A 26,010-nucleotide genomic window follows, 5' to 3' on the forward strand; every position below is an offset into this window, starting at 1 on the left:
AGGAACCGGATGCCGCCGACGCGGCCGAGTCAGCCTTCTCCGCCTGCTTCTGAGCAGAACCCTGGGGAGTCGGCTTGGTGATCACCGCGGTCTTGTCCGCGTCCCGACCTTCGCGGTTCTCGGGTGGAGTCACGAGCTTGTCCTTGACCTCTCGCTAGCGGTTCCGACTACTCAGCCGAGTCGGTGGGGGTGGCTGCCTGGCCGGCGTCGGCGGCAGAGCCCTCCGCGGCAGACGTCTCGTCAGTAACGACGTCGCTGGGCTCGTCCGCGTTGCGTGCGACCGCGATCAAAGTGGTGCTCTCACCGAGGTTCATCAGCCGCACGCCCTTCGTCTGCCGTCCAGCCTTGCGCACCTGCTCGGCACGGGTCCGGATGACCCCGCCGCTCGAGGTGATGGCGTAGAGCTCGTCGTCGACGTCGACGATCAGCGCGCCCACCAGCCTGCCACGTCGGCGGTCGTGCTGAATGGTCAGCACACCCTTGCCGCCCCGGCCTTGGACCGGGTAGTCCTCGATCGGAGTTCGCTTCGAGTACCCCCCGTCGGTCGCGACCAAAACGAACAGACCCTCTTGGACGACACCGACCGAAAGGAGCTCGTCGTCGGCGTTGAAACGCATGCCCTGCACGCCCGACGTCGCGCGCCCCATCGGGCGGAGGACGTCGTCGGTGGCGTGGAAGCGGATCGACTGGCCGTCCGCGGACACCATGAGCAGGTCGTCATCAGCTGAGCACAGCACGGCTCCGACCAGCTCGTCGTCCTCACGGAGGTTGATACCGATAAGTCCACCCGATCGGTTGGAATCGAAGTCGGAGAGCTTTGACTTCTTCACCAGACCCTTCCGGGTGGCGAGCACGAGGTACGGCGACACCCCGTAGTTCTTGATCTGGATGACCTGTGCGATCTCCTCGTCCGGCTGGAACGCGAGGAGGTTCGCGACGTGCTGGCCGCGGGCGTTGCGGTTCGCCTCGGGCAGCTCGTATGCCTTCGTGCGGTACACACGGCCCTTGTTCGTGAAGAACAGGATCCAGTCGTGCGTCGAGCACACGAAGAAGTGCGCGACGATGTCGTCCTGCTTGAGCTGCGCGCCCTGCACTCCCTTGCCGCCGCGCTTCTGCGCCCGGTAGAGGTCGGTCTTGGTGCGCTTCGCGTAGCCGGTGCGCGTGATCGTGACGACCACGTCCTCGACCGCGATCAGGTCCTCCATGGACACGTCGCCGTCGAACGGGATGATCTTCGTGCGGCGGTCGTCGCCGAACTTGTCCACGATCGCCGTGAGCTCGTCGCGGACGATCTTGCGTTGCCGCTCCGGCTTCTCGAGGATGTCCTTGAGGTCCGCGATCTCCAGCTCGATCTCGGCCAGCTGGTCGATGATCTTCTGGCGCTCGAGGGCGGCCAGGCGGCGGAGCTGCATCTCCAGGATCGCGTTGGCCTGGATCTCGTCGACCTCGAGGAGCTCCATCAGGCCGGTGCGCGCGACGTCCGGCGTCTCGGACCGGCGGATCAACGCGATGACGGCGTCGAGCTGGTCGAGCGCCTTCACCAAGCCGCGCAAGATGTGCGCGCGCTCTTCGGCCTTGCGCAGGCGGAACCTGGTCCGCCGCTGGATGACCTCGATCTGGTGCTTCACGTAGTGGCGGATCATCTGGTCGATCCGCAGGGTGCGCGGCACGCCGTCGACCAGCGCCAGCATGTTCACGCCGAACGAGTACTGCAACTGGGTGTGCTTGTAGAGGTTGTTCAGCACGACCTTGGCCACCGCGTCGCGCTTGAGCGTGATCACGATGCGCATGCCGATGCGGCGGTTCGACTCGTCGGCGATGTTCGCGATGCCGGTGAGCTTCGCGTCGCGCACCAGGGCGGCGATGTTCTCGACGAGGTTGTCCGGGTTGACCTGGTACGGCAGCTCGGTGACGACCAGGATCGTGCGGCCCTTGGCGTCCTCGTCCATCTCGACGACGGCGCGCATGCGGACCGAGCCGCGGCCGGTGCGGTACGCGTCCTCGATGCCGGACGTGCCGAGGATCTGGCCGTACGTCGGGAAGTCCGGGCCCTTGATCCTGGCGATCATCGCCTCGAGGGTCTCCTCGTCGGAGGCCTCGTGGTTGTCGAGCGCCCACACCACCGCGTCCGCGACCTCGCGGAGGTTGTGCGGCGGGATGTTGGTCGCCATGCCGACCGCGATGCCCGAGCTGCCGTTGATGAGCAGGTTCGGGATGCGCGACGGGAGGACGACCGGCTCCTGGATGCGGCCGTCGTAGTTGTCGCGGAAGTCGACGGTCTCTTCCTCGATGTCGGCCAGCATGTGCATGGCCAGCGGGGAGAGCCGGCATTCCGTGTTGTGGCTGACGAATCCGTCCGTGATGAACGCGTGGTCGTCCGTGTCGACGCGGATGCTGAACACCGGCTGCACACCCGAGTCGGTCACCGAAGCGACCTCAGCGTAGTAGAACCGGCCGTCCACCAGCGGCTCCACCACGTCGAGCACCTCGCGGTTCGTGATCCGCTCGGCGATCTCGTCGCGGCTGTTCTCCCACCGCTCGATCCGGTCGACGTTGTGCCGCCGCAGCCAGTCCTGCTCGGTCCACCGGTCCGCGCCGTGGGCTCGGACGTACTCACCGACGAACGGGACGTGGTCGCTGCTCATCGCCCGGCTGCCGACCGGGACCGCGTCGAGGATCGCGGCCAGCTTGTCCTGCTTCGCTCCGAAGAACCCGACGCGCCGCGAGAACAGCCTCGCGTCGCGGCGGTTGGTGATGACGACCTTGATCTCGCCGTCGTCGTAGCTGACCTGCGTGCTGACGACGCCGAACTCCAGCAACAACTGCTGGACCTCACGCGCGAGCTGGGCGCTGCGGGTCGAGTACGAGATTTGCACCGTGTTGCGCGGCAACGCGGAAGTAGAACCGTCACCGGTGAACAGCGAGCTCAGGAACGCCCGCTTGACCGTGTGACCGCCGTTCCAGACGAACTCCGGCACGCGCTTGTCCGCACTCCGCTGACCGATGATCTCCGCGAGCGGGCTGCGTCGCAGGGCTGCGAGGTCTTGGACGTCCAGTTCGTGCAGCAGCGAGCCGGAGTTGATGACACGCGAAGCGACGTAGCGGGGACCACCGACGACCAGGTCGTACGAGTTCAGGACGTGGTCGAAGTACGACTTGTCCGTGTTGTTGAAGCCCGCGCGGTTCTCGGAGGCGAAGCCTTCGCTCACGAAGCCGCCGGCGAGGATCCCTGCGGCGTACTCCCTCACGACCGTGGTCGTGCCGAGTTCCTGCTGGGTTCGCTGCAGGACCACGCGGTCGCCGGGCTGGATCTCCTCCAGCAGCTTCCACAGCAGCGTCGGCACGCCGAGCACGTTGACCAGGCAGAGCACCGGGTGGTTGCGCGTACCGGTGAGCTCGAAGCCGTTCCTGGTGCGCAGCTTCAGCGTCGGGTGCTCACCCGAGTGGAACAGCATGTCGGCACGCACCGGGTCACCGTTGCGGTCGAGCACCTTGAGGTCGATCGGGTTGTCGCTGTTCGGCTGGACGTTCGGCACGATGTCGCCGATCCGCACGGTGCCGCCATCGGCCAGCTTGATCCGGGTTTCCGGAACCACGCAGTACCGCATGGCGGCGGCGGGGTCGTTGCCCGGCGAGCCGAAGTTGCCCTGGCCCTGGATCAACGGGTAGCGCAGCGCCCACGGCTGGGCGAGACGCACCAACGCGTCGTAGATCGCCGAGTCGCCGTGCGGGTGGTAGTTGCCCATCACGTCGCCGACGACGCGCGCGCACTTGTTGAAGCCGCGGTCGGGACGGAAGCCGGAGTCGAACATCGAGTACAGAACGCGGACGTGCACGGGCTTCAGCCCGTCACGCACGTCCGGCAGCGCACGACCCACGATGACGGACATCGCGTAGTTGATGTACGAGTTCTGCATCTCCTGCTGGATCTCGACCGGCTCGATGCGGTCGTGCTCCGGGGGCAGAGTCGTCTCGGTCACTGTTCTCTTTCCTTCTCGCCAGGAACGCCAGGATGCCCAGAAACCAAGACCGGACTAGATGTCCAGGAACTTGATGCTCTTGGCGTTGCGGGTGATGAACGAACGGCGTGCCTCGACGTCCTCACCCATGAGCACGCTGAACAGCTCGTCGGCGGTGGCCGCGTCGTCCATGGTGACCTGCCGCAGGATCCGGTTGGCCGGGTCCATCGTGGTCTCCCACAGCTCCTCGGCGTTCATCTCACCGAGACCCTTGTACCGCTGGATGTTGTCGTCCTTGCCGAGCTTCTTGCCGGCCTCCGTGCCCGCCTTGATCACGGCGTCGCGCTCGCGGTCGGAGTAGACGTACTCCGGCTCCGCGCGCTGCCACTTGATCTTGTAGAGCGGCGGCTGCGCGAGGTAGACGTGGTTGTGCTCGATGAGCGGCTGCATGAAGCGGAACAGCAGCGTGAGCAGCAGGGTGCGGATGTGCTGGCCGTCGACGTCGGCGTCGGCCATCAGCACGATCTTGTGGTAGCGCAGCTTCGACAGGTCGAACTCGTCGTGGATGCCGGTGCCCAGCGCCGTGATCAGCGACTGGACCTCGGTGTTCTTGAGGACGCGGTCGATGCGGGCCTTCTCGACGTTGATGATCTTGCCGCGGATCGGCAGGATCGCCTGGTACATCGAGTCGCGCCCCTCCTTGGCGGAGCCACCGGCGGAGTCGCCCTCGACGATGTAGAGCTCGCAGCGCTCCGGCTCGGTCGAGCGGCAGTCCTTCAGCTTGCCCGGCAGGCCGCCGATGTCGAGGGCGCCCTTGCGGCGGACCAGCTCGCGGGCCTTGCGGGCGGCGATGCGGGCCTGCGCCGAGGAGACCGCCTTCGTGACGATCGTCTTCGCCTCGTTGGGGTGGCGCTCGAACCAGTCGGCCAGGTGCTCGTTCGTCGACTTCTGCACGAACGACTTGGCCTCGCTGTTACCCAGCTTGGTCTTCGTCTGGCCCTCGAACTGGGGCTCCTTGAGCTTCACCGAGATGATCGCCGCGAGACCCTCGCGGATGTCGTCACCGGTGAGGTTCGCGTCCTTCTCCTTGAGGACCTTCTTCTCGCGCGCGTACTCGTTGACCACTCGGGTCAGCGCGGCGCGGAAGCCTTCCTCGTGGGTGCCGCCCTCGTGCGTGTTGATCGTGTTCGCGAACGTGTAGACCGACGGCGTGTAGCCCGTGTTCCACTGCATCGCGACCTCGACCTGCAGGTCCTCGCCCTGCGCCTCGAAGCCGATGACCTTCTGGTGCACGGCCTCGCGGGTGTGGTTGATGTGGCGGACGAAGTCCTCCAGGCCACCCGGGTAGTGGTAGACGCGTTCCTTCACCGCGGCCTTGTGGCCCTCGGCGTCGGCTTCCTCGTCCTCCTCCGAGACCCGCTCGTCGCGCAGGACGATGGTGATGCCCTTGTTGAGGAACGCCATCTCCTGCAGGCGGCGCGCGATCGTCTCGACGTTGTACTCGGTCGTCTCGAAGATGTCGGGGTCCGCCCAGAACGTGACGGTCGTGCCCGTCTCGTCGGTCGGCTCGCCCTGGCGCAGCTCGTGCGCGGGCTTCGAGTTCTCGTAGCGCTGGGTCCAGACGTACCCCTGGCGCTTGATCTCCACCTCGACGGCGGTGGACAGCGCGTTCACCACGGAGATGCCGACACCGTGCAGACCGCCGGACACCGCGTAGGAGTCGCTGTCGAACTTGCCGCCCGCGTGCAGCACGGTGAGCACGACCTCGACGGTGGGCCTGCCCTCGACGGGGTGGACGTCGATGGGGATGCCGCGGCCGTCGTCGATCACCCGGACGCCGCCGTTGGCCAGCAGGGTGACGTCGACCGTCGTCGCGTAGCCGGCCATGGCCTCGTCGACCGAGTTGTCCACGACCTCCTGGACCAGGTGGTGCAGACCGCGCTCGCCGGTCGAGCCGATGTACATGCCCGGCCTCTTGCGCACTGCCTCGAGACCCTCGAGGACGGTGATCGAGGACGCGCCGTACTCATTCTTCTTAGCTGACACGGGCCTGGAGTCTCCTCGCTGATGCGGGCAGAGCCGCACGGTGATGGGTGACGCTCCCCGTGATTCTACCGGGACACCCCGACAGAAAGGGGCCAAGGACACCTTTGAACCGGTCACAGAGCGCCTCATCAAGCCCGAGACGGGTCCGGACGGCTGAAACGGGGGTTCAAATCCCCAGGTGAACGCTCATTGAGCCGCAGAACGGCCGCTGAGCCCCGGACGGGACCTCACCCGTAGGTGTCACGCGGACCGCGCCCAGGAACGTGCCTGGGGCCGTGTCGCCAGTTCGGGGCGTCCGGGCCCTTGATCTTGAGCCTCTTCACGACGCCGTTGCCGACGCCCGCGGCGATCCGCTTGAGCAGGTCGCGCTGCAGCAGGCGCAGCTGGGTGGCCCATGCCGTCGACGACGCCTGGACCGTCAGTTCCCCGTCACTGAGCGCGATCGGTTTCGCGTGCTCGGCGACGTCCTCTCCCACCAATTTTGCCCAACGACCGAAGACCTGGCCACCCTGGAGCTGCTCGACCCAGCCCCGGTCGGCGGCGAGCCTCGACGCGATCCGCCCGAGCGGCTGGGGGTCGCGGTCGTCCGGTCCGGGACCGGACCAGCGCCGCCGGCTGCGGTGGACCGGGCGGCCCTTCGACTTGCTCCCGGGCACCCGTCCGCGGGCCTTGGCGCTGGCCTTCGCCGCCTCCAGAGCGGCGCGCGCGAGGTCAGAACCGCGCAGAGGCTCACCCTCAGGTGTGAATGAACCTGTGGACAAGTCCGGATTTGTGACGGAGTTATCCACACCATCCACAGACTTGTCCCCAGATGTGTGGGCGGACACACCCGATCGAGCTACATGTGGGGGCTGAGAACCCCCGGAGCCAGCCTTCGAGTCAGACACGCCGCACCTCCCCGCCGTGCACCTCGTAACGGGCGCCGCTCAACTCGTCCGGAACGTCCTCCGCCACCGCCGCGGTGATCAGCACCTGCTCGGCGGCGGCCGCGACCTTCGCCAGCTGCCGGCGGCGGCCCCGGTCGAGCTCCGCGAAGACATCGTCCAGCACGAGCACCGGTTCGATGCCGTCGACACGCATCAGCTCGTAGCCGCCCAGCCGCAGCGCGAGGGCGAACGACCACGACTCCCCGTGACTGGCGTAGCCCTTCGCGGGCAGTTCCCCGAGCGTCAGGTCCAGGTCGTCCCGGTGGGGACCGACGAGGCAGACACCGCGTTCGATCTCCTGCCGCCGCACCCGGTCGAGCTCGGCCAGCAGGAGGTCCTCGATGCTCTCCCTGTCCTCCGGCAGGTCGCCGACGCTCGACCGGTACGAGATGAGCGCCGGACGCGACTCCGGGGCGACCTCCGCGTACGCCGAGGTCACGTGGTCCGCCATGTCGCGGACCAGCTTCAACCGCGCGGCCAGGAGCTCCGCGCCGTGCTGGGCGAGGTGCCCGTCCCACACGTCGAGCGTGGACAGGTCCGCCGACCGGGAGTGCTTCACCGTCTTCAACAACGCGCTGCGTTGCTTCAGGACACGGTCGTAGTCGCTGCGAACACCGGCATAGCGCGGTGCGCGCAGCACGAGCATCTCGTCGAGGAACCTCCGCCGATCGCTCGGATCGCCCTTCACGAGAGAGAGGTCTTCCGGTGCGAACAGCACGGTGCGCAGAATTCCCAGCACGTCCCGCGGACGCGGCACCGGACCGCGGTTGATCCGCGCCCGGTTCGCCTTGCCCGCCGTGATCTCGAGCTCGACGAGCAGCTCGCGGTCGTCGTTGACCACGGCCGCCCGCACCACGGCGCGCTGGGCGCCGTGCCGGATCAGCGGGGCGTCGCTCGCCACCCGGTGGGAACCGAGCGTCGCCACGTACCCGATCGCCTCGACCAGGTTGGTCTTGCCCTGGCCGTTGCGCCCGACCAGCACCGAGGCGCCGGGGTCGAGCTCCAGGTCGGCGAGCTTCCACGACCGGAAGTCGCTGACCTGGAGATGTCTGACGTGCACTCGCTAGCCCTGGGTGCTGCCGCCGCCGGACGACGGACCGGCGAGGTGCACCGAGTGACCGCCGAACTGGTTGCGCAGCGCGGCGACCGCGCGCATCGCCGGCGAGTCCTCCTGCCGGGAGGTGAACCGGGCGAAGAGCGCGGCGGAGATCACCGGCAGCGGCACCGCGTTGTTGATGCCCTCCTCGACGGTCCACCGGCCCTCGCCGGAGTCCTCGACGTACCCGCGCAGGTCGTCGAGCTCCGGGTCGGACTGGAGCGCGCGCACCAGCAGGTCGAGCAGCCACGACCGCACGACGGTGCCGCGCTGCCACGCCGAGATCACCGCGGGCACGTTGTCGACGACGTCGGTCTTGTCGAGCAGCTCGAAGCCCTCGGCGTACGCCTGCATCAAGCCGTACTCGATGCCGTTGTGGACCATCTTCGAGTAGTGGCCGGCGCCGACCTTGCCCGCGTGCGCGAAGCCTTCCTCGCGCGGCCCCTCCGGACGCAGCGCGTCGAAGATCGGCATCGCCTGCTCGACGTGGGCGGCGTCGCCACCCACCATCAGCGCGTAGCCGTTCTCGAGACCCCACACGCCACCGGACACACCGGCGTCGACGTAACCGATCTCCTTCTCCGCCAACAGGTCCGCGTGGACGCGGTCGTCGGTGAACTTGGAGTTGCCGCCGTCGATGACGAGGTCACCGGGCGACAGGAGCTCGGACAGCTCCTTCACCGTGTTCCTGGTGATGTCGCCTGCCGGCACCATCACCCACACCACGCGCGGCGCTTCGAGCTTGGCCACCATGTCCGCCAACGACTCCGAGTCGCTGACCTCCGGGTTGCGGTCGTAGCCGATCACCTCGTGACCGGCCCGGCGCACCCGCTCGCGCATGTTGAAACCCATCTTGCCGAGGCCGACGAGTCCGAGCTGCACGGTGTTCTCCCCTACGTTCTTCTGGTACCCGGTAAGGGTTTTCTCAGCCGGGAAGGCGAACGGGCATGAGCAGGTACAGGTAGCCCGGCGCCACGTTCCCATCCTCGTCCACCGGCTTGAGCAGCGCCGGTCGGCTCGGTGTGGTGAAGGACAAGTGGACTTTCTGCGTGCGGACGGCACCGAGTCCGTCGAGCAGGTAGCCCGGGTTGAACGCGATGGTGACCGCGTCGCCCGTGTACTCGACCGGGAGCTCTTCCTCGGCCGACCCCTCGTCGTCGCCGCCGGCGGACAGGCGCAGGCCGCCGTCCACGAACTCGAGGCGGACCTGGGTGCCGCGCTCGGCGACGAGCGACACGCGCTTGATCGCCTGCTGCAGCGCGTCGATGTCGATGATCGCCGCGGCCGAGTGCTCGGACGGGAGCAGCTGGCGGTACTTCGGGAAGTCGGCGTCGAGCAGGCGCGTGGTGGTGCGCTTGCCGGAGCCGGACAGGCCGAGCAGCCCGTCGTTCGCCGCGAGCGACATCTCGACCTTGCTGCCGGACGAGCCGAGCGTCTTGGCCGCGTCGCCGAGCGTGCGGGCGGGGACGAGCACCGCGACGTCGCCCACGGACGCGTCGGGCTCCCACGGGAACTCGCGCATCGCGAGGCGGAAGCGGTCGGTGGCGACGAGCGTCAGCTTGCCCTCGCCGATCTCGACGCGGACGCCGGTCAGCATCGGGAGCGTGTCGTCCTTGCCGGCCGCGACGGCGACCTGGCTCACGGCCTCGCCGAAGATCTCGCCGGGGAGCTCACCGATCAGCTGCGGCATGGACGGCAGGGCCGGGTAGTCCTCGACCGGCATCGTCGGGAGGCTGAACCGGGCGCTGCCACAGCTGATCATCATGCGGGAGCCGTCGACCGAGATCTCGACGGGGTGGTTGGGCAGCGCCTTGGTGATGTCGGCGAGCAGACGCCCGGAGACCAGGGCGCGGCCGCCGTCGGCGATCGTGGCCGGGACGCCGACCTGGGCGGAGACCTCGTAGTCGAACCCGGAGACCGTCAGCGAGTCGTCCGACTCCGCGTCGAGCAGCACGCCGCCCAGCACGGGGACCGGTGGACGGGACGGAAGGCTGCGAGCGACCCAGGCGACAGCGTCGGCCAGGCCGTCGCGTTCGACGCGGATCTTCATGAGGCGTCCTTTCCTCGACAGTCGACAAGCCCATCCACGACAACGTGCCAGTGGGGGTCAGGGAGCCTCGCCTCGGCAACCCGAGGTGCGGAGCAACCACGTTAGAGCGTCCCGGCCCCTCCCGTCACTTCGGGGTTCGGGCATCGATCCCCGGGAGCTGTCCACGCTGTTTTGCTTTTGAAGATCTTCCTAGAAGAGAACCAACAGCAGTAACAGTAAGGGCTGTGGATTGTGTGGACTGGTGTTGAACGCGCAGGTCAAGGTGTCCCCCACCATGTGGACTAAGGGGGGATGGCACCCGGGGACAGATCGGTGCACCCGGGGACAACCAGTTGTGCACAGGTCGCGATCCACAGATCGTCCACAGTTGTCCCCGGGTGCGTCCCCGGGTGCGGGCCAGTTGTACCCGGGTGTTCAACAGGCTTCCGTGGCCGGATCGTGGCCCGCGTCTCAAGTTTTTCCAGTTGTCCCCACCCCTTCGAGTGCCGGGGGTGAACAGAAAGCCCCGCCGGGCGGCTGTGGACCCCTCCACTACCCGGGTACGTGCGTCGCGCGTGGTGGTGGTTGGGGCCGCACGTACTTATGCATCCCCATCGCTTCGCGTAGCTCGCCCCCGGGTGCTCGCCCCCAGGTGCTCGCCGCCGGATCACGTCCGCGTCCCCGGGTGCTCGCGGTCGCGCCGGCCGGTGCCGTCCGCGGGCGGAGCGGTCCGCCGAGCGCCGGTCCGGTGGACCGGCGCTCGGACACGAAAAAGGGGCCCTCCGTCGTGGAGGACCCCTTGGCTGCCACCCGGGTGGGTCAGGGAGCGTGGCGGGCGCGCTGCTTGATCCGCGACGTGAGCTCCTGGACCTGGTCGTAGATCCGCCGGCGCTCGGCCATCTCCTTGCGGATCTTCTTGTCCGCGTGCATGACCGTCGTGTGGTCGCGGCCGCCGAACGTCTGGCCGATCTTCGGCAGCGACAGGTCCGTCAGCTCGCGGCACAGGTACATGGAGATCTGCCGCGCCTGGGCGAGGGCCTTCGTCTTGCCGGGGCCGCACAGGTCGTCGATCGAGACGCCGAAGAACTCGGCGGTGACCGCCATGATCGTCGGCGCGGTGATCTCCGGCGCGTGCGAGTCCGGGATCAGGTCGCGCAGCACGATCTCGGCGAGCTGGATGTCGACCGGCTGGCGGTTGAGCGACGCGAACGCCGTGACGCGGATGAGCGCGCCCTCGAGCTCGCGGATGTTCCGCTCTATCCGGGAGGCGATGAACTCCAGCACGTCGGCCGGGGCCGCGAGCCGGTCCTGCGCCGCCTTCTTGCGGAGGATGGCGATGCGGGTCTCCAGCTCGGGCGGCTGGATGTCCGTGATCAGGCCCCACTCGAACCGCGTGCGCAGGCGGTCCTCCAGCGTCTCCAGCCGCTTGGGCGGCCGGTCGCTCGACACCACGATCTGCTTGTTCGTGTTGTGGAGCGTGTTGAACGTGTGGAAGAACTCCTCCTGCGTGCCTTCCTTGCCCTCCAGGAACTGGATGTCGTCGACGAGCAGCACGTCGATGTCCCGGTAGCGGCGCTGGAAGGCGACCTTGCGGTCGTCGCGCAGCGAGTTGATGAAGTCGTTGGTGAACTCCTCGGTCGACACGTACCGCACGCGCATGCCGGGGAACAGCCGCTGGGCGTAGTGCCCGACGGCGTGCAGCAGGTGGGTCTTGCCGAGGCCGCTCTCACCCCAGATGAAGAGCGGGTTGTACGCACGGGCCGGCGCTTCGGCCACCGCGACGGCCGCGGCGTGCGCGAACCGGTTCGAGGCGCCGATGACGAACGTGTCGAAGTTGTACTTCTCGTTCAGGCGCGTCTGCGACGGCGACGGGTTCGCGGGCCGCGTGTACGGGAGGTTCGCGTTGGGCGTCGTGGCGGCCGCCGTGTTCGCGGTGTTGAAGGTCGGCCAGATCTCGGTGACGGCGGCGAGTGCGTCGCCGGCCTCGTCCACCTCTTCTTCAGGGCCGTCGGCGGTGGTCCCGTCGTCCATGATCACGGGGCCGGGCGTGTCGCCGCCGGGGAGTGACGGGCCGACCGGTGCCACGGGCTGGGCGACCTGGGCCGCCTGGAGCGCGTGGACGGGGATCGGGGTGGTCGGCGGGCTCACGACGGGGCTCACCGGTTCCGGCGAGTCGACCTTCACCGCGAGCGAGACCGAGCGGCCGAGCCTGCGGGACAGCGCGGCGGTGATCGGGTCGCGCAGCGCGCGCTCGATCGCCTCCTTCGCGAAGTCGCTGGGAGCCGCGAGCAGTGCCGTTCCGTCCAGCAAACCGATCGGGCGGGTGACCCTCATCCACGCGCGTTGCTGGGGGGACAGGTGGCTCGTGGCGAGTTCCTGCACCACCTCGGCCCACACGAGACCAAGATCGACCTGCTGGTTCGACACCTCCGCGCTCCCCTCCCCTCCGCCGGAGCCCAAGACTCCACATGTGGACACGGAGAATAGAGGTATCCACAGAGTTATCCACAACTGTGCACTAAAAGGTGCGTTGTGGTGCCGGTTCGTCGGCGGCTCCCACGCCGGCCCGGCACGCGCGAAGGACGAACGGTAACAAGGCCCGGCACGCCTCACAAGACGTGGCGTCGCCCACCCCGATTTGGTCGCCGCACCCGGGCATGCGTACCCTCGTACGAGTCTCCCGCTTGCGACGGGCGCCTTTCGCGCGCCTACGTCCACTGCCATCGGGGACAACCACAAGGCTTTGTCAGCAGTGAAGCACCGGGAGACCGACCGTGAGCAAGGGTAAGCGCACCTTCCAGCCCAACAACCGCCGCCGCGCGAAGACGCACGGCTTCCGGCTGCGCATGCGGACCCGCGCCGGCCGCGCCATTCTGGCCGCGCGCCGCAGCAAGGGCCGTGCCACTCTGTCCGCCTGACAGCGGCTGGTAAGCGCAGCGTCGTCGTGCTCCCACCGGCCGCCCGGCTCACCCGCAGCCAGGACTTCGGCCTGGTGGTCCGCCGAGGCCGCCGCGCCGGACGACCCCGGTTGGTCGTCCACGTCTTGAAGCCCGACGTGCCCACCTTGGATTCGTCCAAGGTGGGCTTCGTCGTGAGCAAGGCAGTTGGCAACTCGGTGGTGCGCCACCGTGTCTATCGACGCCTGCGCCACGTGGTGCGTCCCGTGCTGGCGGAGATGCCGCCGGGAACTCTCGTCGTGGTCAGGGCGTTGGCCCCAGCAGCCGAGGCGTCGAGTTCGGAACTCGCCGCCGATTTCACTTCTGCCCTGCGCAAGGTGCTGCGATGACCACGTTGCCCGCGAAGGTGGCGTTGCTGCCGGTGCACTTCTACCGGAAGTTCATCTCGCCGCTGCTGCCGCCGACCTGCCGCTTCTACCCGAGTTGCAGCGCGTACGCGGTGGAAGCCCTGACAGTCCACGGCGCACTGCGAGGAACCTGGCTGACCATCCGCCGGTTGCTGCGCTGCGGACCCTGGCACCCTGGAGGCCTGGACCCCGTTCCGCCGAGGCGGCAGGTCCCCGACGTATCCACCGAGGAGTAGCTCCCGTGCTCAACTTCATCTACTACCCGGTGTCCTTCATCTTGTGGTGTTGGCACTGGGTGTTCGGCAAGGTCTTCGGTGAGGCGAGCGGGTTCGCCTGGGCGCTGGCCGTGATCTTCCTGGTCTTCACCCTCCGCGCCATCCTCTTCAAGCCGTTCGTCGGCCAGGTGCGCTCCATGCGGCGGATGCAGGAGTTCGCCCCGGAGATGCAGAAGATCAAGAAGAAGTACCCGAACGACCGCCAGCGCCAGGCGCAGGAGATGCAGAAGCTGCAGTCCGAGCACGGCGTCAACCCGCTCGGCGGCTGCCTGCCGATGCTGGTGCAGATCCCGGTGTTCATCGGCCTGTTCCACGTGCTGCGCTCGTTCAAGCCCGGCTGGGGCGAGGTCTACTTCTTCGACAAGCAGGGCGTCGACTCGTTCGTCAACGCCAAGCTCTTCGGCACGAACCTCTCGACGTTCATCACGATGCCGTCCGACCAGCTCGCGCAGTTCGGCACCGAGCGCCTGAACGTCATCCTCGTGTCGGTGCCGCTGATGATCGTGGCGTCCATCGCGACCCACTTCACGGCCCGCCACTCGGTCGCCCGTCAGAACCAGGCCGCGCTGGACAACCCGCAGACGGCCATCATGAACAAGCTGACGCTCTGGATCTTCCCGCTGGGTGTCCTCGTCGGTGGCTTCTTCTTCCCCGTCGCGATCCTGCTGTACTGGCTGTCCAACAACGCGTGGACCCTCGGCCAGCAGCACTTCGTCTACAAGCGCATCGACGCCGAGGAAGAGCAGAAGAAGGCCGCGGTCGTCGAGACCCGCCAGGCCCTCGCCCCCAAGCCGGGCGTGAAGCCGGTCAACCCGAAGAAGCCGGCTCCGGGAGCCAAGCCCGCGAACGGCGCCAAGCGCATGCCGACCGCCGGCCCCAGTGGCGCGAAGCCCGCTGCCAAGCCCGCCTCGGACGCCGCGAACGGCAGTGCCAACACCGAGATTCCCGGTCTGACCCCAGGCCGATCCACCAGCAAGAAGCCGGGCAGCAAGAAGCGCCGCTGATTTCGGGCGTTGCCCGGAGAGGAGACATCGTGTCGGAGACCTTGCAGGCGACCGACGACGTGGAGGCGTCGTCGTCGGCCGAGGCCACGACTGAGGCCGACACCGCGGCCCAGCCGCAGTCGCAGAGCAAGACCGAGGACCTGCTCGTCCAGGAAGGCGACATCGCGGGCGACTACCTCGAGCGCCTGCTGGACCTGCTCGACTACGACGGTGACATCGACCTGGACGTCGAAAGCGGCCGGGCCATCGTGAGCATCGACGGCGGCGAGGACCTCGCCAAGCTGGTGGGCCCCCGGGGCAACGTCCTCGAGTCGCTGCAGGAGCTGACCCGCCTGGCCGTCCAGCAGGAGACGGGCGTCCGCTCCCGCCTGATGCTGGACATCGCCCAGTGGCGTGCCGGCCGTCGCGCCGAGCTGGCCGAGCTGGGCCGCTCCACCGCGGAGAAGGTCGCGGCTTCGGGCGAGCGTGCTCGCCTGCACCCGATGACCCCGTTCGAACGCAAGGTCGTCCACGACGCCGTCGCCGCCGTCTCGGGTGTGCACAGCGAGAGCGAGGGTGAGGAGCCGCAGCGCCGGGTCATCATCTTCCCGAAGCCGTAGCGGCTTCCTGGTCGACGAACGGCCCCTGGTTCCGGTTGGAGCCAGGGGCCGTTTGCTGTCTCCGGAACCCGAGTACGGGCAGAGCGGGTGCGGCGCTGTCGCCGGACCGTGAACGCATCGACCCGATCCCCCGACTCACTGTTCCACGTGAAACCGGCTCGCCCACCACCCGGCGAGCCACTCCTCCTGCTCCCCCGTGTCCGGCACCCGGAAGCCGCGGGCCGCCGAGATCAACCTCCACGCCTCCCCCGGCTCCACCCCGTCCATCCCCAGCAGCAACCCGGCCAGCAACGAAGACCGCCCGATCCCCGCCCAGCAGTGGAACACCACGTGCGCCCCGGCCCGGTACCGCGCGTGCAGGGGGCGGACCGCCTCGACCGCCGACCTCACGTCCGGCACCGTCATGTCGTCGATCGGGAAGCAGATGAACTCCAGGCCGACCGTGGCGGCCGTGCGCGCCTGGTCCACCAGATCGCACTCGACCCGTTCGGCGTCCGTCTGGGCCGACACGAGGACATCCACGCCGAGCTGTCGCAGACCGCGGAGTTTGCTCTCCAGGAGCGTCCCGCCGGCCGGGTGGGACATCGTCGAGACGGTGCCCGGACCCGGTCGCGCCACCGTGTAGATCTTCGGAAGCAACTTTCCCCCAAGTTTCACGTGAAACGACGCTCAGGATTTGGCGGAGCGCACGGTTGATCCGTCATGATGGTGCCCTGGCATTCGCCAGCTTTTCCACCGGCCGCCGGGACTCCGCCGCCGCGTGGTTTCACGTGAAACGCTCACGGACGGAGAACATGGCCGGGGAGTTGCCCGACAACGCGAAGCTCGTCTTCGGTGAGCACGTCGATCGTGCCGCCGAGTTCGTCAGGCTCCTGGAGGAGCACGGCGTCGAGCGTGGACTCATCGGTCCCCGCGAGGTCGACAAGATTTGGGATCGTCACGTGCTCAACTCGGCGGTGATCGAGGAGCTGTTCGGGAAGAACGAGCGCGTGGTCGACGTGGGGTCAGGCGCCGGGCTGCCGGGTGTGCCGCTGGCGATCGCGCGACCGGACCTCAGGATCACGTTGCTCGAGCCGATGGCGCGCCGCATCGCGTGGCTCGAGGAAGTGAAGGAACGCCTCCAGCTCGACAACGTGACGGTCCTGCGGGGCCGCGCCGAGGAGGGGCCGGTCCGCAAGCAGCTGCTGAACTGCGACTCGGTGACGGCTCGTGCGGTGGCTCCGCTGGAGAAGCTCGCGAAGTGGTGCCTGCCGCTCCTCAAGGGCGGCGGGCGGATGGTCGCGCTCAAGGGCGAGCGTGCGCAGGAAGAGCTCGAACGCGACGGTGCCGCGGTGCTCAAGGCCGGTGGCGCCAACCTCTCGGTCGTCGCGGTCGGAGCGAACGTTCTCGAGGTGCCGACGACGGTGCTGATCGTCGAACGCCAGACCAGGAGGGATCGGTGAGCGTGTACCCGGAGTTCCATTCCGCGGGTGTTCCACGTGAAACCGCGCCTTCTCAAACCAAAGCCAAGCCGACCAACAACGGAGATGACAGCGCCGTGGTGTGGACCCCGATTGCAGAAGAGGCGGCTCGTGCGGCAAATGTGCTGCACCCCGACGAGTCACTGCTCCCCCGCCCTGCCCATCGCCGGGTGATCACCGTCGCCAACCAGAAGGGTGGCGTCGGCAAGACGACCAGCACGGTGAACCTCGCCGCGGCGCTCGCGATCCACGGGCTCAAGACGCTCGTGATCGACCTCGACCCGCAGGGCAACGCCAGCACGGCGCTCTCCGTCGAGCACCGCAGCGGCACGCCGTCGGTCTACGAGGTGCTGATCGGTGAGATCTCGATCGCCGAGGCGGCTCAGGTCAGCCCCACGTCGCCGAACCTCTACTGCGTTCCCGCGACGATCGACCTCGCCGGCGCCGAGATCGAGCTCGTCTCGATGGTGTCCCGCGAGGCGCGGCTGAAGGAGGCGCTCTCCCCTGAGGCGCTCGACCAGCTGCAGCCCGACTACGTCTTCATCGACTGCCCGCCGAGCCTCGGGCTGCTGACCGTCAACGCGATGGTCGCCGCTCAGGAGGTGCTGATCCCGATCCAGTGCGAGTACTACGCGCTGGAGGGTCTGAGCCAGCTGCTGCGCAACATCGAGCTGGTGCAGCAGCACCTGAACCCGGACCTCGGCATCTCGACGATCCTCCTCACGATGTACGACGGCCGCACCAAGCTCGCGGACCAGGTGACCAGTGAGGTGCGCGGCCACTTCGGCGACGTCGCCCTCAGGACCGTGATCCCGCGCAGCGTGAAGGTCTCCGAGGCGCCGGGATTCGGCCAGACGGTGCTGACGTACGACCCGGGCTCGCGCGGATCGATGAGCTACCTCGACGCCGCGAAGGAGATCGCGATCCGCGGGGCCAGGAGGCAGGGCGCATGACGGAACAGCGCAGGGGCGGACTCGGGCGCGGCCTGGCCGCGCTCATCCCCCAGGGGCCGCCGGCCGGTGCGCCCAGCACGATCCGGCCCGCCGCGGCCGTCGGCAACGGGGCCACCAAGACCGCGCCGCCGCAGCCGGTCGGTGAGGTCGCGGGTGCGGTGTACCGGGAGATCGCGGTCACCGCGATCCGGACCAACCCCAAGCAGCCGCGCCAGGTGTTCGACCCGGACGCGATCAACGAGCTCTCGTTCTCCATCAAGGAGTTCGGGCTCATGCAGCCGATCGTGGTCCGGGAGCTGACCGCGGACACGTACGAGCTCGTCATGGGCGAGCGCCGGTGGCGTGCCACGCAGCAGGCCGGGCTCAAGACGATCCCGGCGATCGTGCGGCAGACCGCCGACGACGTGATGCTGCGCGACGCGTTGCTGGAGAACATCCACCGCGTCCAGCTCAACCCGCTCGAAGAGGCGGCGGCGTACCAGCAGCTGTTGGAGGAGTTCGGCGTCACGCACGAGGAACTGGCGGACCGCATCGGTCGCAGCCGCCCCGTCGTCACGAACACCATCCGGCTGCTGAAGCTCCCCCTCCCCGTCCAGCGACGGGTCGCGGCGGGCGTGCTGAGCGCCGGGCACGCGCGGGCGCTGCTCGGTCTCGACGACGCCGGCGCGCAGGAAGACCTCGCGGCCCGGATCGTCGCCGAGGGCATGTCGGTCCGCGCGACCGAGGAAGCGGTGACGATCGCCAAGAACGAGAGGCCGAAGAAGGAGAAGGCCGCCCCGCGCAAGCAGATGCACGCGCCCGGTCTGCAGGAGCTCGCCGAGCGCCTCTCCGACAACTTCGACACCCGCGTGAAGGTCGAACTCGGGCAGCGGAAGGGCCGGATCGTCGTCGAATTCGGGTCAGTTGACGATCTTGAACGCATCGTCGGCATGATCAGCCCGAACACGGCAATTCGGACATCGGAGTAGGCCCATAGGATCACCCACGGGCCTTATGTCACGGTGACGATGACGCCCCGCATCCAATCGGATACGGGGCGTCACCTATGAGAAGACGTCAGCGAGCGACCGCTCGCTCGACCAAACCGGCGTAGATCTCGCCCAGGGACTGCCCCGCCGCCTCGACGGCCATCGGCAGAAGCGACGTCTCGGTCAGCCCGGGCGACACGTTCACTTCGAGGAAGTGGACAGTCCCGTCCTCGGCCACGATCGCGTCGGTCCGCGAGACGTCCCGCAGTCCGAGCAACCGATGAGCCGCCACCGCGAGCTCCCCCACCGCCTTGGCCGACGCCGCGTCCAGCCGCGCCGGCGCGTGGAAGTCGGTCAGCCCCGCGGTGTACCGAGCGGTGTAGTCGTAGACCCCCGTCTCCGGAACGATCTCGACGGCGGGCAGCGCGTACGGACCCTCGGGACCGTCGACGACGGCGACCGCCACCTCCACCCCGGAGATGAACTGCTCGGCCAGCACGGTGTCGCCGTACGCCAGGCACCCGACCATCGCCGGCGGCAGCTCCGCGGCGTCCCGGACGACCTGGGCGCCCAGAGCCGAGCCACCCTGGTCCGGCTTCAGCATCAGCGGCAGTCCGAGCGTCGACACCATCGCGTCGAGCACCGGCTTGGCGCCGAGCTCCCGGAACGTCGCGTGCGGCAGCACGACCCACTCCGGCGTCGCCAGCCCGGCACGGGCCAGCTCGGCCTTGGCGGTCGGCTTGTCCCACGCCCTCCGGCACGCCCGCGAGTCCGTCCCGACGTACGGCACCCCGAACATCTCGAGGATCGCCTGCACCGACCCGTTCTCGCCCTCGCCGCCGTGCAGGGCGACGACGACGGCGTCCGGGCGGTTCGACCGCAGGCGGTTCAGCAACGAGGCGTCGGCGTCCCACTCCTCCACCGTCAGGCCCACCGACCGCAGGGCGGCCGACAGGCGGCGGCCGGAGCGGATCGAGACCTCGCGTTCGTGGGAGAGCCCACCGGACAGCACAGCGACCATGCGGTCAGCCACAGCACAACTCCAAGGATCAGGCGGTGTCAGGCGACGGGGTCTGCGGACCGGACAGCCGGCGGCCCGGCGTCGCCCCGAAGGTCGCGGCCAGCTGCATCTCTTCCTCGATGACGTTCGCCAGCCTGCGGACGCCCTCGCGGATGCGCTCCGGCGTCGGGTAGCAGTACGAGATCCGCAACTGGCGGGAGCCGAACCCGTCCGCGTAGAAGCCGGTGCCGGACGCGTACGCCACACGTGCCGTCACGGCCCGGGGCAGCATCGCCTTGGTGTCGATGCCCTCCGGCACCGTCACCCAGACGTAGAAGCCGCCATCGGGGATGTTCCACGTGGAACCTTGCGGCATGTGCTGCTCGAGAGCCGAGATCGCCGCGTCGCGCCGTTCCCGGTACGCCTCGCGGTAGGTCTTGATCTGACCCTTCCAGTCCTGCGTCGACAGGTACCGGGACACGATCATCTGGTTGAGCGTCGGCGGGCACAGCGTGGCCGACTCGGCGGCCAGCACCAGCTTCTCCCGGACGGCGTGCGGCGCCAGCACCCAGCCGACCCGCAGGCCGGCCGCGAACGTCTTCGAGAACGACCCGAGGTACACCACGTTGTCGGGGTCCATCGACCGCAGCGCCGGGTACGTCTGGCCGTCGAACCCGAGCAACCCGTACGGGTTGTCCTCGACCACCAGCACGCCGTAGGACCGGCAGATCTCCAGGACCTCGGCCCGCCGGGACACCGCCAGCGTCACGCCGGCCGGGTTGTGGAAGTTCGGGATCGTGTAGAGGAACTTGACCCGCTGCCCGGCGCGCTTGCAGGCCTCCAGGGCCTCGCGCAGCAACGACGGCACGAGCCCGTCCGCGTCCATGGCGACGTGGACGACCTGGGCCTGGTAGGCGGTGAACGACCCGAGAGCGCCGACGTAGGAGGGACCCTCGGCGATCACCACGTCACCGGGGTCGCAGAAGATCCGGGTGACCATGTCGAGGCCCATCTGAGAGCCGACGGTCACCACCACGTCGTCCGGGTGGCCGTTGATGCCCTCCAGGGCCATGACGTCGCAGATCTGCTCGCGCAGCAGCGGGACACCGTGCGCCGAGCCGTACTGCAGGGCCACCAGGCCCTCGGACGCCACCAGCTGACCGATCTCCGCGGACAGCGACTCCAGGGGCAGCGCGGCCAGGTGCGGCATGCCACCGGCCAGCGACACGACCTCGGGGCGGGACGCCACCGCGAAGAGTGCCCGGATCTCCGATGCCGTCATCCCTGCCGTGCGCGCTGCGTAGCGGCGGAGGTGGGGGTCAAGGCTTCTGGGGCCCTGCTTCGCGGGCTGTCCGGGCACAGTCATGGGGGACTCCTGAATGGGAAATGTCCCGAGCGAGTGTAACCGTCGTCCCGTTCAGGGCACGCGCCTTCCGGCTTCCGTCACATTCGCCTACCCTCGTAAGGGTTCACTGTGTGTGTTAACGGGTGGAGGTTGGGGTGTCCCGTCGCGTCGTGGGCGTCACGCTGGACAACCTGGAGCATCTCTCCAAGCACAGCAGGACGTGCGTTTTCTGGGAGCTGGCTCCTCACCTGCGAGAGCAGGCCGAGGAATACGGCGACACCGAATTCGAGAAGGAAGCCTGGGTCTCCAGCGTCCTGCTCGAATGGGGTTCGTGCGGCCGTCTCATCTACTGCGACGGCATTCCCGCCGGTTCGGTCTTCTACGCACCACCGGCCGCTGTTCCGCGCAGCTCCGCCTTCCCCACGTCCCCGGTGAGCCCGGACGCGGTCCTCATGACGTCGCTGGACGTCCTCCCGGAGTTCCGAGGGGGAGGACTCGCGCGAGTGCTCGTGCAGGCCGTGGCGAAGGATCTGACGCGTCGTGGCGTGAAGGCCATCGAGGCGTTCGGTGACATGCGCCCGGACGACGAAGGGCCCAGTTGCGTCACGCCGGCCGACTTCCTCACGAGCGTCGGCTTCAAGACCGTGCGGCCGCACCCGCGCTGGCCCCGGTTGCGCATGGAGCTCCGCAGCTCCATCACCTGGAAGGAAGACGTCGAGGCCGCGCTGGAGCGCCTCCTCAACAGCGTCACCGTCTCCACGGCGGAACCGAGCTTCCGCCCGGTCTAGGACCGACGAAAAAGGGCCCCTCGCCGGAAGCGAGGGGCCCTTTTTCGTCAGATCAGCTCTTCGACATCTCGTAGCGCAGCAGGTCGTTGAACGTGAACGTGCCCGTCGGCTGGTCGTCCTTGCCGAGCAGGTACAGGCGCTTCACGGCCACGAGGATGCCCTCGGCCACGATGTCGCGGAAACCGGGCGTCGCCAGGCGAGCGCGGTCCTCGGCGTTCGTCAGGTAGCCGACCTCGACGCGGACGGCCGTGCAGCGGGTGAGCCGCAGCAGGTCCCACGACTTCGGGTGCGAACCGCAGTTCGACATCGTCGTGCGGGCCGTGACCTCGCGCTGGATGAACCCGGCCAGCGCCTCGCCGACCGTGGACGACGTGCCGTTGCCCGTGCCGTAGTGGAACGTCGCCACGCCCTGCGCGTGCGGCGACGAGTTGCCGTCGGTGTGCAGCGACAGGATCAGGTCGGCCCCCGCCTCGTTGGCGAACCTGGCGCGCTCCGCCTCGTCCGGGCAGTTGTCCGGACCGCGCGTGAGCAGCGCCTCCATGCCGGTGGCGGCCATCTTGCCCTCGAGGCGGCGGGCCAGGTCCAGCATGAGGTCGGCCTCGGACACGCCGTTCACGACGACACCGCGGTCCTGGCCGCCGTGGCCGGGGTCGATGACGATCCGCTTGCCCGACAGGCGCGAACCGGCGCTGCGGACCCGCTCCTGCTCGCGCAGCAGAACGGGACGACCACCGCGGACCTTCGGCTGGAGCTGGCGCAGCGCGCGCACGGTGTCCGGGCCGCACATGCCGTCCACGATCAGGCCGTAGTCGCGCTGGAAGTTCCTCAGCGCCTGCTCGGTCTGCTGGCCGAACACGCCGTTCGCGCGACCGGCGTCGTAGCCGAGCTCCAGCAGGCGTTCCTGCAACGTCAGCACGTCGTCGCCGGTGGTCGGCTGCGACATCAGGTACGCGAGCGGCCGGTCCCCCAACCGGAACGTCGCGTCACGCAGCGCGCGGTAGGTCGCCGGGCCGACGATGCCGTCGATGATCAGCCCCCGCTGCTGCTGGAAGGCGCGCACGGCGTGCTCGACCTGCTGGTCGAACACCGGCGGCGCCTGTGGGTCGGCCGGCGGAAGCATTCCGAGGCCGGTCAGGGTCGACCGGATCTCGGCAACATCACTTCCGACGTCCCCGCGGCGGAGCAGCTGCATGCACCCTCGCTCGACTAGGGCGCCGATACTGGTCGGCGCGTCAGTTGGGAAGTCCCCATTGTGCCCTGCTGCGTTCAGTGATCGATGCAGGGCTGCTCACAGTCGCACCGAGACGACCGGCTCGGCACCGAGAACGAACGTGACCCGCCCGTCTTATCGGTAGACGGGCGGGTCACGTTGCGCGTTGCAGCGGACTTCTCAGCCCGTGCAACTTCTTCGTCAGGCCAGGACGTCCTGGAGGTCGTTCAGCAGCGCCGCCTTGGGCTTCGCGCCGACGATCTGCTTCACCGGACGGCCGCCCTGGAACAGGATCAGCGTCGGGACGGACATGATCTGGTAGTCGCGGGCGATCGACGGGTTGGCGTCGATGTCGACCTTGGCGACGGTGAGCTTCTCGCCGTGCTCGGCCGCGATCTCCTCCAGCACCGGCGCAACCATCTTGCACGGGCCGCACCAGGTCGCCCAGAAGTCGACCAGCACGGGCTTCTCGCTGGTCAGCACGTCGTCCGCGAACGACTTGTCGGTCACCGTGACGGTGGCGCCTGCCATGTTGCTCTCCCTAAGAGGTCTCGCAGAAGGAACTTCAGTTGCTCTTGCCGTAGCCGCCACCGACGGCCTCGGCGGCGATCTCGGCCTGCTCGGTGCCGTGCTCGGCGAGCCACCGCTCCGCGTCGATCGCCGCGCTGCAGCCGGAGCCGGCGGCGGTGATCGCCTGGCGGTATTCGTGGTCGACCAGGTCGCCAGCGGCGAACACGCCGTCGAGGTTCGTGTAGGAGGTCTTCCCCTTGGTGAGGACGTAACCCTCTTCGTCCAGGTCGACCTGGCCCTTCACCAGCGCCGAGCGCGGGTCGTGGCCGATCGCGAGGAAGAAGCCGGTGACGGGCAGCTCGGACTCGGCGCCGGTCTGGGTGTCCCTGACCTTGATGGAGGACACGGTGCCGTCACCGAGGACGTCGGTGACCTGCGTGTTGAGCTGCCACTTGATCTTGTCGTTGGCGCGGGCGCGCTCCAGCATGACCTTCGAGGCGCGGAACTCCTCGCGGCGGTGGATGACCGTCACGGACTTGGCGAAGCGGGTGAGGAACGTCGCCTCCTCCATCGCCGTGTCGCCGCCGCCGACCACGGCGATGTCGTGGTCGCGGAAGAAGAAGCCGTCGCACGTCGCGCAGGCCGACACGCCGCGGCCGAGCAGTTCCTGCTCACCGGGGATGTTCAGGTACCTGGCGGCGGCGCCCATCGCGAGGATGACGGCCTTGGCCTCGTAGGTGACGCCGTTCGCGACGACCTTCTTCACCGGGCCGGTCAGCTCGACGGACTCGACGTCCTCGGCGCGCAGCTCGGCGCCGAAGCGCATGGCCTGCTCGCGCATCTGCTCCATGAGCTCGGGGCCCATGATGCCGTCGCGGAAGCCGGGGTAGTTCTCGACCTCGGTGGTCGTCATGAGGGCGCCGCCGTACTGCGAACCCTCGAAGACCAGGGGTTCCAGCTGCGCGCGTGCCGCGTAGACCGCCGCGGTGTAGCCCGCAGGTCCCGATCCAATGATGATCACGTTGCGCACGCTCACGGCTCTGCAACTCCTCGATCTCGTCGTCTGACTCGCTCAACGGATCGTAGGTGCAGCTAATTCCGTGACGTGAGCGACTACCTCGCCTTGATCGTGGTGTCGGCCAGAACGCCCTGCGGCTTGTCCGGTCCGCAGGTGTCCGGGTCCAGCACGACCAGCCGGTACTGTCCGAGACCGGCCGGCAGGATCGCCATCACGGCGTCCCTGCCCTCCAGGTTGATCGGACTGATGCCGAGCGGGTTGCCCGAGCTGGTGATGCCGCCGCCCTTCAAGCAGCCGGCGAGGCGGTCCGAGGTCTCCAGCGGCCCGTAGTTCTGGGCCTTGAGCACCTCGCCCACCGCGGAACCCAGCTCGTCGCGCTTGAGCGCCAGAGGAGGGGCCTGGGCCGGGGCGGACGACGACGTCGCCGCCGGTGGCTGCGCGCTGTCGTTCGAGTTCTGCTGGGCTCCCGGCGACACGGCCAGGACGATGCCGAACGCGGCCGCGGCGGCGACCAGCACACCGGCGCCACCCATCCCCAGCCTGCGGTTGCGGCGCTTGCGGGCGTCGTTCAGCGAGACCACCGGGGCGATGCCGGGACGGGCCTCGGCCGCCAGCGCGGCGTCGATCCGCGCGGCCACGTGGTCGGGCATCGGGATCGGGGGCAGCGCCCGCAGGTCCGCCAGCGTCGCGTCCAGCGCCTGGAGGATCTCCCGGGCCTCCGCGTCCGCCTCGACCCTCGGGCGCAGCTGTGCGGCGACCTCAGGGGGCAGCACGCCCGCGTGCAGGTCCGCGATGAGGTCGACAGACCACGGCGGACCCATCGGCACGCGCTCCATGCCGGTCATCGACCCTCCCACTGACGTTGCTCTTGCACATTCACACCGTCAGCTGGGACGTTCGCATCTGCGATTCGGTTCCTGAGGTGCCCGAGAACTTTGGCGAGCTTGGCGCGACCCCGCGCGCACCGGCTCTTGACCGTGCCTTCCGCGATGCCCAGCAGCCGCGCCGTCTCGGCGACGGAATAGCCCTCGACGTCGACGAGCACGATGGGCGCCCGCTGCTCCTCCGGCAGCTCCATCAGCGCCTGCTGCACCATGAGGCTGGTCTCGCGGTCGCTCATCGCGTCACGGGGGGCGACGGGCTCGCCGGGGCCGGCCTCGGGCAGCGGCACTGTCGGTCTTGTTTGTCGGCGTCTCATCCGGTCGAGGCACGCGTTCACCACGATCCGGTGAAGCCAGGTGGTGACCTGTGACTCGGCGCGGAACGACGCCGCCGCCCGGAAGGCCGAGATGAACGCCTCCTGCAGCGCGTCCGCGGCCTCCTCGGGGTCGCGCAGCGTGCGCAGCGCCACCGCCCACATCCGGTCGCGGTGCCGTTTGACCAGCTCCGAGAACGCGTAGGGGTCACCTGCGGCGTGGGCCGAGATGAGATCGGCGTCCGAGCTGGCTGCGGCGGTCACGGGGAGGACTTTAGCGGCGGTGATCACGGATCACCCGGACAGGTCTGCTCAAAGCGCCTGC

General features: G+C 68.7%; 24 protein-coding genes. 9 read left to right on the forward strand and 15 right to left on the reverse strand.

Annotation, left to right across the window (positions count from 1 at the left end; genetic code table 11):
* Positions 1-167: 167 nt before the first annotated feature.
* The 7 genes from gyrA to dnaA all read right to left on the reverse strand — a co-directional run bounded on the left by gyrA (position 168) and on the right by dnaA (position 12,483).
* Positions 168-3,980, reverse strand: coding sequence for an intein-containing DNA gyrase subunit A (gene gyrA, locus L6E10_RS04805; RefSeq protein WP_236217159.1), 3,813 nt, complete (start codon positions 3,978-3,980; stop codon positions 168-170).
* A gap of 54 nt (positions 3,981-4,034) precedes the next feature.
* Positions 4,035-6,005, reverse strand: coding sequence for a DNA topoisomerase (ATP-hydrolyzing) subunit B (gyrB, locus tag L6E10_RS04810; protein WP_236217161.1), 1,971 nt, complete (start codon positions 6,003-6,005; stop codon positions 4,035-4,037).
* A 227-nt stretch (positions 6,006-6,232) separates the two neighbouring features.
* Complete coding sequence (locus L6E10_RS04815) at positions 6,233-6,766, reverse strand: DciA family protein (protein WP_236217163.1); 534 nt, start codon at positions 6,764-6,766, stop codon at positions 6,233-6,235.
* 118 nt (positions 6,767-6,884) lie between these two features.
* Entirely contained in the window at positions 6,885-7,991 is a 1,107-nt protein-coding gene (gene recF, locus L6E10_RS04820) for a DNA replication/repair protein RecF (RefSeq protein WP_236217165.1), read from the reverse strand.
* Between the two features lie 3 nt (positions 7,992-7,994).
* Positions 7,995-8,909, reverse strand: coding sequence for a phosphogluconate dehydrogenase (NAD(+)-dependent, decarboxylating) (gnd, locus tag L6E10_RS04825; RefSeq protein ID WP_308102663.1), 915 nt, complete (start codon positions 8,907-8,909; stop codon positions 7,995-7,997).
* Positions 8,910-8,952: 43 nt separating this feature from the next.
* Entirely contained in the window at positions 8,953-10,077 is a 1,125-nt protein-coding gene (gene dnaN / locus L6E10_RS04830; protein ID WP_236217167.1) for a DNA polymerase III subunit beta, read from the reverse strand.
* A 798-nt stretch (positions 10,078-10,875) separates the two neighbouring features.
* Positions 10,876-12,483: a chromosomal replication initiator protein DnaA gene (gene dnaA / locus L6E10_RS04835; RefSeq protein ID WP_236217169.1), complete on the reverse strand. Its 1,608-nt coding sequence runs from the start codon at positions 12,481-12,483 to the stop codon at positions 10,876-10,878.
* A gap of 347 nt (positions 12,484-12,830) precedes the next feature.
* Here dnaA and rpmH point away from each other — a divergent pair, with 347 nt between their 5' ends.
* From rpmH to L6E10_RS04860, 5 genes are all read left to right on the forward strand, one after another.
* Positions 12,831-12,974 (forward strand): 50S ribosomal protein L34, encoded by a 144-nt coding sequence (rpmH, locus tag L6E10_RS04840; protein ID WP_030465619.1) that lies wholly within the window; start codon positions 12,831-12,833, stop codon positions 12,972-12,974.
* Positions 12,975-13,048: 74 nt separating this feature from the next.
* Entirely contained in the window at positions 13,049-13,342 is a 294-nt protein-coding gene (rnpA, locus tag L6E10_RS04845; protein WP_374235882.1) for a ribonuclease P protein component, read from the forward strand.
* Positions 13,339-13,596: a membrane protein insertion efficiency factor YidD gene (gene yidD / locus L6E10_RS04850; protein WP_030480223.1), complete on the forward strand. Its 258-nt coding sequence runs from the start codon at positions 13,339-13,341 to the stop codon at positions 13,594-13,596. Before rnpA ends, yidD begins: the two co-directional genes overlap by 4 nt.
* Positions 13,597-13,601: 5 nt before the next feature.
* Positions 13,602-14,639 carry a membrane protein insertase YidC gene (gene yidC, locus L6E10_RS04855; protein WP_236217171.1) on the forward strand — a complete coding sequence of 346 codons (1,038 nt, stop codon included), beginning with the start codon at positions 13,602-13,604 and terminating at the stop codon, positions 14,637-14,639.
* A 29-nt stretch (positions 14,640-14,668) separates the two neighbouring features.
* Positions 14,669-15,238 (forward strand): R3H domain-containing nucleic acid-binding protein, encoded by a 570-nt coding sequence (locus L6E10_RS04860; protein ID WP_236217173.1) that lies wholly within the window; start codon positions 14,669-14,671, stop codon positions 15,236-15,238.
* A 135-nt stretch (positions 15,239-15,373) separates the two neighbouring features.
* On the opposite strand, the gene L6E10_RS40185 is transcribed toward L6E10_RS04860, so the two are convergent.
* On the reverse strand, positions 15,374-15,823 hold the full coding sequence (locus L6E10_RS40185; protein ID WP_275676099.1) for a hypothetical protein: 450 nt from the start codon (positions 15,821-15,823) through the stop codon (positions 15,374-15,376).
* Between the two features lie 209 nt (positions 15,824-16,032).
* Here L6E10_RS40185 and rsmG point away from each other — a divergent pair, with 209 nt between their 5' ends.
* The 3 genes from rsmG (at position 16,033) to L6E10_RS04880 (ending at position 18,619) form a co-directional block, all read left to right on the forward strand.
* A complete protein-coding gene (gene rsmG, locus L6E10_RS04870) occupies positions 16,033-16,680 on the forward strand; it encodes a 16S rRNA (guanine(527)-N(7))-methyltransferase RsmG (RefSeq protein WP_236217228.1) in 648 nt (215 codons plus the stop codon).
* 95 nt (positions 16,681-16,775) lie between these two features.
* Positions 16,776-17,651: a ParA family protein gene (locus L6E10_RS04875; protein ID WP_236217175.1), complete on the forward strand. Its 876-nt coding sequence runs from the start codon at positions 16,776-16,778 to the stop codon at positions 17,649-17,651.
* A complete protein-coding gene (locus L6E10_RS04880; protein ID WP_236217177.1) occupies positions 17,648-18,619 on the forward strand; it encodes a ParB/RepB/Spo0J family partition protein in 972 nt (323 codons plus the stop codon). The genes L6E10_RS04875 and L6E10_RS04880 overlap by 4 nt, the downstream gene beginning before the upstream one ends.
* An 88-nt stretch (positions 18,620-18,707) precedes the next feature.
* Here the strand turns inward: L6E10_RS04880 and L6E10_RS04885 are convergent, their stop codons facing one another.
* Together L6E10_RS04885 and L6E10_RS04890 are read right to left on the reverse strand one after the other, a co-directional pair.
* Positions 18,708-19,652 (reverse strand): D-alanine--D-alanine ligase, encoded by a 945-nt coding sequence (locus L6E10_RS04885; protein ID WP_236217179.1) that lies wholly within the window; start codon positions 19,650-19,652, stop codon positions 18,708-18,710.
* Positions 19,653-19,668: 16 nt separating this feature from the next.
* Positions 19,669-20,985, reverse strand: coding sequence for a PLP-dependent aminotransferase family protein (locus L6E10_RS04890; RefSeq protein ID WP_236217181.1), 1,317 nt, complete (start codon positions 20,983-20,985; stop codon positions 19,669-19,671).
* A gap of 134 nt (positions 20,986-21,119) precedes the next feature.
* Here L6E10_RS04890 and L6E10_RS04895 point away from each other — a divergent pair, with 134 nt between their 5' ends.
* Positions 21,120-21,752 (forward strand): GNAT family N-acetyltransferase, encoded by a 633-nt coding sequence (locus L6E10_RS04895; protein ID WP_236217183.1) that lies wholly within the window; start codon positions 21,120-21,122, stop codon positions 21,750-21,752.
* A gap of 52 nt (positions 21,753-21,804) precedes the next feature.
* On the opposite strand, the gene L6E10_RS04900 is transcribed toward L6E10_RS04895, so the two are convergent.
* The 5 genes from L6E10_RS04900 to sigM all read right to left on the reverse strand — a co-directional run bounded on the left by L6E10_RS04900 (position 21,805) and on the right by sigM (position 25,949).
* The gene (locus L6E10_RS04900) at positions 21,805-22,944 is read right to left on the reverse strand and encodes an N-acetylmuramoyl-L-alanine amidase (RefSeq protein WP_236217185.1); all 1,140 of its coding nucleotides are present in this window, start codon (positions 22,942-22,944) and stop codon (positions 21,805-21,807) included.
* 219 nt (positions 22,945-23,163) lie between these two features.
* Positions 23,164-23,493 (reverse strand): thioredoxin, encoded by a 330-nt coding sequence (gene trxA, locus L6E10_RS04905; RefSeq protein ID WP_090101891.1) that lies wholly within the window; start codon positions 23,491-23,493, stop codon positions 23,164-23,166.
* Between the two features lie 34 nt (positions 23,494-23,527).
* Complete coding sequence (gene trxB, locus L6E10_RS04910) at positions 23,528-24,508, reverse strand: thioredoxin-disulfide reductase (RefSeq protein ID WP_236217187.1); 981 nt, start codon at positions 24,506-24,508, stop codon at positions 23,528-23,530.
* Positions 24,509-24,585: 77 nt separating this feature from the next.
* The gene (locus L6E10_RS04915; protein WP_236217189.1) at positions 24,586-25,335 is read right to left on the reverse strand and encodes a hypothetical protein; all 750 of its coding nucleotides are present in this window, start codon (positions 25,333-25,335) and stop codon (positions 24,586-24,588) included.
* Positions 25,332-25,949, reverse strand: a complete 618-nt coding sequence (sigM, locus tag L6E10_RS04920) for an RNA polymerase sigma factor SigM (RefSeq protein WP_090101895.1) — start codon at positions 25,947-25,949, stop codon at positions 25,332-25,334. The genes L6E10_RS04915 and sigM overlap by 4 nt, the downstream gene beginning before the upstream one ends.
* Positions 25,950-26,010 lie beyond the last annotated feature (61 nt).

This window comes from Lentzea sp. CC55 (genome assembly GCF_021056325.1).
GTDB classification, from domain to species: Bacteria; Actinomycetota; Actinomycetes; order Mycobacteriales; family Pseudonocardiaceae; genus Lentzea; species Lentzea jiangxiensis.

Coding starts and splice junctions, on each gene's coding strand:
- L6E10_RS04915 (WP_236217189.1), bottom strand. CDS start 25,335: ATGACCGGCATGGAGCGCGTGCCGATGGGTCCGCCGTGGTCTGTCGAC.
- trxA (WP_090101891.1), bottom strand. CDS start 23,493: ATGGCAGGCGCCACCGTCACGGTGACCGACAAGTCGTTCGCGGACGAC.
- L6E10_RS40185 (WP_275676099.1), bottom strand. CDS start 15,823: ATGTCCCACCCGGCCGGCGGGACGCTCCTGGAGAGCAAACTCCGCGGT.
- dnaN (WP_236217167.1), bottom strand. CDS start 10,077: ATGAAGATCCGCGTCGAACGCGACGGCCTGGCCGACGCTGTCGCCTGG.
- rsmG (WP_236217228.1), top strand. CDS start 16,033: ATGGCCGGGGAGTTGCCCGACAACGCGAAGCTCGTCTTCGGTGAGCAC.
- L6E10_RS04900 (WP_236217185.1), bottom strand. CDS start 22,944: ATGCAGCTGCTCCGCCGCGGGGACGTCGGAAGTGATGTTGCCGAGATC.
- yidD (WP_030480223.1), top strand. CDS start 13,339: ATGACCACGTTGCCCGCGAAGGTGGCGTTGCTGCCGGTGCACTTCTAC.
- L6E10_RS04890 (WP_236217181.1), bottom strand. CDS start 20,985: ATGACTGTGCCCGGACAGCCCGCGAAGCAGGGCCCCAGAAGCCTTGAC.
- L6E10_RS04880 (WP_236217177.1), top strand. CDS start 17,648: ATGACGGAACAGCGCAGGGGCGGACTCGGGCGCGGCCTGGCCGCGCTC.